This is a genomic window from Comamonas sp. NyZ500 (assembly GCF_016772095.1).
GTDB lineage: Bacteria > Pseudomonadota > Gammaproteobacteria > Burkholderiales > Burkholderiaceae_C > Comamonas > Comamonas thiooxydans.
This window is the reverse complement of the sequence record NZ_JAEIJE010000053.1, coordinates 1-1,366: the sequence shown is the minus strand read 5'-3', so window position 1 is coordinate 1,366 and position 1,366 is coordinate 1. Positions and strand designations below refer to the sequence as shown.

At 64.7% G+C, this 1,366-nt stretch carries 1 protein-coding gene; it reads right to left on the bottom strand.

Annotated features, from left to right (window positions below):
* Positions 1 to 20 precede the first annotated feature (20 nt).
* A complete protein-coding gene (locus tag JAO85_RS25510) occupies positions 21 to 1,256 on the bottom strand; it encodes an IS4 family transposase (RefSeq protein ID WP_202789300.1) in 1,236 nt (411 codons plus the stop codon).
* Between the last annotated feature and the right edge of the window lie 110 nt (positions 1,257 to 1,366).

The following is a 1,366-nucleotide window of genomic DNA, read 5'->3' as shown; positions in this document are numbered from 1 at the left end:
CAATCCACCGAACTTACCGCTCACCGCTTGTATGCACATGAAGGATGAGGCTTGAGATGGCGAGCTGGTCGAGGCTGAGATCGACCCTGGACGAAGCGCTGCGTGGTTCGCCCGAGCAGCGTGATGGTCTGTGCGATTTCGGCGGCGACATCGCCGATCCACAGCACCAGGCGAGGCAGCAGGTGCTGCATGAGGCCTGCCGCGTAGGACCGGTTGCACTTGCGCGAGAGCGCTGTCAGATCGGCCTGCACGGCAGCGGCCTGGCACATCAGCGAGGTGAGGTTGTCGGCCAGCACCTTGGCGGCCACGTCGATGATCAAGGCCTGCTGGCTCAGACCCGAGACAGCTTCGAGGTGCAGGCGGTGCTTGAGGCGCTTGAAGGCTTCCTCGATGCGCCAGCGTTGGTGGTACAGCTCGGCAAACAGGGTCGCCGGGAAGTCCAGCGCCTCCAGGTTCGTAGCGAGCACCCGGACCTGGCCATTGGGCGCGACCTGCCGCACCAGACGCAGCGCAGGTTGCCTGGCCGGGCAGCCCCAAGTGCGCACCTCGTCGGCACTGGGCGCATTCAGCGTCACGGTGGCATCGAGCGCGCCCGAGCGCATGAACTTCTTGGTGGCGGCCCAGCCGCTGTTGTTGTCGCAGCGCATGACAAAGCGTATGCCGCGCTCAGTGAGCATCGCCACCAGCCAGGCCGCCGGATAGCCGCGGTCGAGCACCAGCACGTCGTCGGGGCCGAGCGCGTCCAGGGCCTCCACCAGCATCGCGCGCTCGGCCACCAATCCACTGTGCACGCTGGCGTGCAAGGTCAAATCGGCGCCGGGCAAAAACAGGGCAAACAGGCGCTGATCGCGACCGGCTGCAGAGCGCTGCAACAGGCAGGGCCGCACCGCGGGCATCAACACAGACGCATCGCCTGCGACGACACGCAGCCCGTGCCAGCGAGAGATCAGGCCGGCCTCATCGCAGCGACGAACGACGAGCGCGTTGAGCGACTCCAGCGCCGGCAAGTGCAGGTGGTCACGCGCCTTGGCGAAGGCCCGGTCAGAGACTTCACGCCGCGGCGTCGGGGAGCCGCCAACCGTGGCAAAGAAGCCGTCGAGCATGGCTTGCTGGGACTGGTTGCGCATCGACAGCAAGGCGCCGATCAGCTCGGGCAGCGGGAGTTTGCGACGGCGCATGAAGGCGCGCGGGCAATCCGGATGGCGCGCGAGTTGCGCGAACTCTTCAGAACCGACCCGCGCGGAGAACTCCAGCATCAAAGACTGGATAAATGCACAGTATTTGCATTTCCATCTCAATCACCCCGTCAAGAGAAATATTCAAGTAAATCAAAGACTTACGGCCACTATTTTACAGCGGCTGGCTT

Coding starts and splice junctions, on each gene's coding strand:
- JAO85_RS25510 (WP_202789300.1), bottom strand. CDS start 1,256: ATGCTGGAGTTCTCCGCGCGGGTCGGTTCTGAAGAGTTCGCGCAACTC.